The sequence below is a fragment of the Anaerococcus sp. genome (assembly GCF_022770135.1).
Classification (GTDB): Bacteria; Bacillota; Clostridia; order Tissierellales; family Peptoniphilaceae; genus Anaerococcus.
In genome coordinates this window covers 1-6,220 of sequence record NZ_JALEIL010000010.1, presented here as the reverse complement: position 1 = coordinate 6,220, position 6,220 = coordinate 1, and the positions used below count along the sequence as shown (strand labels likewise).

Genomic DNA, 6,220 nt, shown 5'->3' with positions numbered 1-6,220 from the left:
GATCTCTTAGATAAGGCAGGCCTTGGAGCAAAATACGATACAGACGTGATGTATGCGATCTGGAGAAAGGTTATGGTAAATGGAACTATGAATTCCATGACCACGCTTATGGAATGCACCATTGGAGAATTCTTCGATTCAGACTCCTCCAAGGAGATTATAATTGAACTAGTAAAGGAATTTACAGAAGTAGGTCGTGCTGAAGGAATTGATCTTGATAGAAAAGAGATGCTAGAATACATTTATAAAACAGCAGAAGAAGCCAAAGACCACCACCCTTCCATGTACCAAGACCTCATAGAAAGAAACAGAAAAACAGAAATTGACTTTATAAATGGGGCAGTAGTGGAAAAGGGAAAGAATCATAAAATCGCTACTCCATATAACAAGATAGTAACTCAATTAATCCACGCCAAGGAAGATATTAGAGGGGCGAAATAAAATGTACAAAAGTCCGAGCCTAAGGCCCGGACTTTTGTATTTTCATATATTATTATAGGATTTTATTTGTTTTTCTTTGTAAAGAAATATCCACCCACAGCGGTTGCCAATGCACCAATAACTCCTGCAAGACCAGTAACGCCAGTTTTCACGTTAGAAGATTGTTTAATTTCACTTACCTTCACTGGTTTAATTTTTTCCTTATCTTCAGTTTTATCCTCTTCCTTGATAGTCTTATTATCAACTTTATTATCACTTATTTTCTTATCGTTGTTTTTCTTATCAATGCTATCAGTTTTATCGTTTTTATCTATTTTAGATCCATTTCCATTAGCTTCATTAACTTCAGCTTTGCTATCTTCTTTACTTATTTTATCCGTGTTTTCTCCATCAGGTTTTGAATTTTCTTTTTTGTTATCATTATTTTCGACACCAGTATTTTGATTATCATCATTTTTACCAGCAGTATATTTATTATCATTATTTTTGTCAGCTTGATTTTCTTTGTCACTATTAACTTTTACTAGGTTATCCCTAGATTCTTTTAGCTCTTCTAAAGCCTTGTCTAATTCTTCTTGTTTAGCATCTTTTTTATTTAAAATATTTTTGGCTGCTGCTAGCAAGGCTTTATAATTTTGATAGCTTTCTTCTGTAAAATCTTTAGGATCTATAGAATTTTCTTCAGAAATTTCTTTCTCAAGGCCTTTTTTATCTAAAGTTTGATCTGTATCAGGGTCTTGTTTACTACTATCAACTATATTTATTACAAGAGTTTTAGTGAACTCTTCTTCTTCGCCTTTAGAGTTTCTGTAGGTGAATTTAACGTCAAGATTTTGTTTCCCTAATTTATTTGTATCGATAGAGTCAGGATCCCAGCTATAATTTACTCTTGGGCCGTATTCTGAAAAATTAAACTCAACTAGTTTCTTTAAGTGAGGAAGCTTATTTCCTACTTCTAGATTGGCGTTATATAGATTTATTTCATTAGAACTATCTATATTTATCTTTTCTTTTAAACTTAAATCCTTGTAGTCGTATTGAGGTAAGAGATTTAAGTTATCAATTATTCTATTTTGGAAATTTTTACTAGCTACCTTTCCTTCCGCGTAGGAATTATGAATTCGGAGTTTTTCTCCAAATTCTTCCTTACTTAAGGGTTTTGAACTATAAAACCCATCATGGATGACAGAATTTATATATTTTTGAGATTCTTCATCGTACTTATGGATATCTTCTTTGAACATCTCTTTAAACTCTTCATGAGATTTCCAATCCTCTAGATAATCATCGTATTCATCATGCTTTAATTCTTTATATTTCTTATAATGAGATCCTTCGTGGTAAGCTAATTCATAGCTGTATTTGTTTCCATCTCGAATAATTCTATAAAAATTGAAATCGTCATTTGATTCAATGATTTCATTAGCTGCATTTATAGCTTCTATTTCGCTATCATACATAACTCTATTATTTCCATCATCAACTACACTTACTCTAATGAAGTTTTCTACAATGTCACCAATTCTTAAAGTAAAGTTCCCTGAATCATAACTGCTATATGACATGACCGTAGCTTTTATCTCATAATCTCCTGCCTTACTTGGATCGAAGTCCTCATCATCGAAACTTATACTGAAAAATCTCCTATTATTGGAATTATCTAAATAAGCTTTATCATCCTTATAATTAAATTTAATAAAATCATTTAGAAGTCCTCCAGAATTTTTCGCAATTACTCCATCACCAAAGCCGATATCTAGATTTTCATCAAATTTCTCTATTCTTTTGTTTTCTTCTATTTTTTTGATATTTTGAATCTTATTGTATGGGTTTTCTTTTTGATATTCCTCTGACTTTTCATAAGCCTTAGCATTATTGTATTCTTCTTCATTGAAATCTATCTTATCATCATCAAATTGGTCTCTATGTTTATATTGATTTTCATCTACCCTACTATAATTTTCGTCATAGTCTGATTCGGTATAAGTTTTATCATTTGATTCTTCTAATTTAAGTTCGGCTGGTTTATTTGATTCTTCTGATTTAAGTTCAGTTGGTTCATTTGATTCTTCAATATCTTTGGTTTCTTTAAATTCTTCAGTGTTTTCTACATTACTATCTTCTTTTAACTCTTCATTAGGAGTCTCTAGAAGATTTTTATTATTTTCTTCTTTTGTTTTGATCTCATTCGTTTCAACATTTTTTATTGTATCTTCTTCCGCATAAGAAATACTATTTTCTATAGTACTAAAGGATAGAGCAAGTATTAAAGCAGATCCAACTACAATTTTTCTTGAATTTTTCATAATTTCTCCTTAAAATATACTTATTATATGGACTAAATATATCATTAATAATCAAAACTTTCAGGGTATTATCTTACCCTCATAGATAAGAGGTTTTATTTATTTTTGCCTATTATTTAGACTTTATCCTGTAATAATTGTAGATTTCTATTCGTTTAAGTTTTGTTTATCGTAAAATTTCAAATATCAAAATATTTGGAGTAATTAATTACCCTTATTATTCTGAATGGTATTGTATAATTATAAGAAAGAATTACTTAGGAGGACTTATGGATTATGAACTTTTGAAAAAAGAATTTTCACATTTATCTTCATTTTTGATTTGGGATGATGAAAGGATTAGAAATGGTCTGCCTCCTTGTTTTGATGATAAAAAATATAGGGAGGAAAATTTTAAACCTTCTTATATATATTTAGCTATGAATCTTAGGACCGATGATGAGGATTTTTATAGGCTTTATAGGAGTTTTAGAGGAAATGCTTACGATGTTTTTGAAAAATCTGAACTTGTCCCTTTTTGGGTTTTCCATAATTTGGAAGAGGGGATGTTTTCTAAGGCTGATCCTGCGATAACAAGGTTCAATAATCTTTTCTCAGATACTAAGCTTGAAGGAGCTTATGTTACAGATTTTTTCAAAACGTCTCCTGATGGGGAGTTTTTGGATGGATTTGTAACTAGAGATGGACAAGAAGTTTTTTCTTTCCTAAGATCTCTTGATGAGCTTTCTTATGAAACCTATATAAAAACTCAGCTAAGGGCACTTGATAGAGAGATTGAGCTTTTGGAAGTGTCTGATCCAAAATTTCTTGTTATAAATAGTATTTACGATTTGGTTAAGGAATCTTTTGATAAATTTTTGAATGAAAAAGACTTTCCACATTTATATAGGGCAGAGATTGTTGATGTACCTCCTCCATATGGAGCAGCGATTAGAAAAGATGTTAGTAGTCTCATTTCTTTATTGTTAAAGAATATAGATGAAAATTTATACCCTAATTTTATTATAGATAGCATTTGTAAAAATTATTATGTTATTGAAAATCTTAGAGAAATTACAAATTCAGCCCACATCATGTCAATTTTATATCTTTCATTAGGGTTTGACTTTAATTTATCAAGTACTACTAGGTCTTATTTGGAAAAGATAAAGTTAACCTATTCAAGACATATCAAGATGCTAAAATCATGCTTTTCTAAGGATATTATCTTAGAGATTATTAAAAATTTCCCTTATATTTTCTCTAAGATAAATCTCAGCAAAGGGGAATTAAGTTTTTATAAGGAAGTTCTAAAGGCTGGGAGAAATTGTCTTATAATTTTAGATAATGATATTAAGAAGTTTTCTTTGATATTAAAGCAAAATTTGTTGGCTGATGCATCGTTTTTAGTGGGAGATTATGAAGATTTTATCCTTCTAAGTCTTATGAAGAAGGCATTATCTATGCCGGGATTTGTTTTTATGAAGGATGTTTTAAGTCTGAGAAATTTAAACTTTGATAAAATAATAGATTTATCAGGTGATTTGACTCTTTGTGAAAAGATTCTTGATGAAAATAGTTTTTCTGAAGCTCTTTTAGTCATGCCTTATGAAGATTTTATGAGAGAAAGAGATCTCAGCTTTAGAAAATCAATAGAGAACAAATTCCCCTTGTTTTCTTTAACGAATTTTGACAACCAAAAAGTTTTTCTAAAGGTTGGTAGAAGGGAAGATAGACTTTTTTATAGATTCTTTGATAGAAACTACATTTTATTTAAGGAAGGATATTTTGATGCTTCACTAGTAGGTAAATATTCTCTAGCTGAGTTAAATAATATAAAAGATGGTTCTAAGATTTATAGGTTAAAAGATTTTATTATTCAAGCAAGGAGGGGATATTCTGTAGCAGAACTACTTAACTTAGGACTTATATATGACCGTAAGGGATTTTCCTATGTATCAAATTCGAACATTGGAAAGGGATTTGTTAGTGGATCTTTTTCTACTTTTGCTGGAAATATCAGTTCTTTGTTTTATGCAAGTGAGGGAGACTTGATTATCTCTAAAACTTTTCCCTACAATACAGCTATAGTAGATGATGCGAATAAATATTTGGTAAATGATAATTTGTTTATTCTAAGATTAGACAAGAACAAGGTTGATCCCTATTATATCTTAGCATTTTTGAACTCTCAAAAGACCAAAGACCTAATAAAATCAGAGCTTAAAAATTCTAACAATTTATCTATGAAAGTTCTAAAAAACTTAGAAATTGAATTTTATTCTAATAACAAAAGAGAAGATATAAAAAATATCATTAAAGACAATCTAGAAAAAACAAAAAAGGCATATAAAAATATATCTGAATTTGAAAAGGAATTGAGAAATATATTTTAAAGATAGCGTAGTTTTGACATTTTCAATCCTAATTTATATAGTTATTATATTATTAGTAAAGATATAAAATTTCCTGAATGTTTAGGAGGGAAGATGGAATTTATTTACAAATTTGATACGGATAATGGTTTTGAGAAAAGTGATATAAAAAGTTTTTATGATGTTATAGAAGATGATGATTTTTACTTGATGTATTTGGGCAAGGATAGTTTTATCGATTTTGCAAAGACTTATAAACTCGACAATGCTATCATAGACTTGTTAGTTTCGGATATTTCTACTAAGACCTATATGGCGGTTGAGGATAATTATACCTTTGCTATTCTTGAGATGCTCGATATCAAGGGAAATCTCGATACATCAGACCTTGTTGGCTTCTACATAGAAAATAATAGACTTATCATAGTAGATCTCTATGACAGGGATGCTTCCACCTCGGTTGCCTTTAGGAGGATGATCAATAAAAAAACAGCGGCAAGATCTCCAGGAAGACTCCTTAAATTTTTTATAGCAGCCCTAATCAGCAACCATACAAGGGTTTTTGAAGATATTAAGAACCAAACAGCTGCTGTTGAAGATGGGATTATAAAAAATAAAAAGCTAACAAGCAGCATTGATATCATTACAGACAATAGGCACAAGGCCCTAAACCTTTATACATCTTACGAGAGACTAATAGATACCTTGGAGCTTCTTACAGAAAATGAGAATGATATTTTTGATGAAGATGATATCAAGCACCTTAAGTCAATTACCTTTAGGGTGGAAAGATATTCGTCAAACATCACCTATCTTAACGATTATATTAACAATGTCAAGGATTCCTATACATCCAAGATGGATCTTTCGATGAACAATACCATGAAAGTCCTTACTGTAATTACTGCGATCTTTACACCAATTACAATTATAACAGGTTGGTACGGGATGAACTTTGATAATATGCCAGAGCTTGAATGGAACTTTGGTTATATCTATGTAATAATCCTATCCCTAACTAGCATTATTTTAGGCTTTATTATCTTTAGAAGGCTTGATAAGTAAGATAAAAGCGGAAAAGACATTAATTACAGTCATATTCCGCTTTTTTCTATTTTA

General features: G+C 30.2%; 4 protein-coding genes. 3 read left to right on the top strand and 1 reads right to left on the bottom strand.

Translation table 11 applies throughout. From position 1 onward, the window contains the following. The coding region (locus MRZ08_RS00395) for a ketopantoate reductase C-terminal domain-containing protein (protein WP_297377882.1) at nucleotides 1-441 on the top strand (441 nt) is incomplete at its 5' end. Between the two features lie 62 nt (nucleotides 442-503). On the opposite strand, the gene MRZ08_RS00390 is transcribed toward MRZ08_RS00395, so the two are convergent. Beyond that, complete coding sequence (locus MRZ08_RS00390; RefSeq protein ID WP_290878675.1) at nucleotides 504-2,747, bottom strand: hypothetical protein; 2,244 nt, start codon at nucleotides 2,745-2,747, stop codon at nucleotides 504-506. 269 nt (nucleotides 2,748-3,016) lie between these two features. Between MRZ08_RS00390 and MRZ08_RS00385 the strand changes: the two genes are divergently transcribed. Then, nucleotides 3,017-5,122, top strand: a complete 2,106-nt coding sequence (locus tag MRZ08_RS00385) for a hypothetical protein (RefSeq protein WP_290878672.1) — start codon at nucleotides 3,017-3,019, stop codon at nucleotides 5,120-5,122. A gap of 93 nt (nucleotides 5,123-5,215) precedes the next feature. Continuing rightward, the gene (locus MRZ08_RS00380) at nucleotides 5,216-6,166 is read left to right on the top strand and encodes a CorA family divalent cation transporter (RefSeq protein ID WP_290878669.1); all 951 of its coding nucleotides are present in this window, start codon (nucleotides 5,216-5,218) and stop codon (nucleotides 6,164-6,166) included. Nucleotides 6,167-6,220 lie beyond the last annotated feature (54 nt).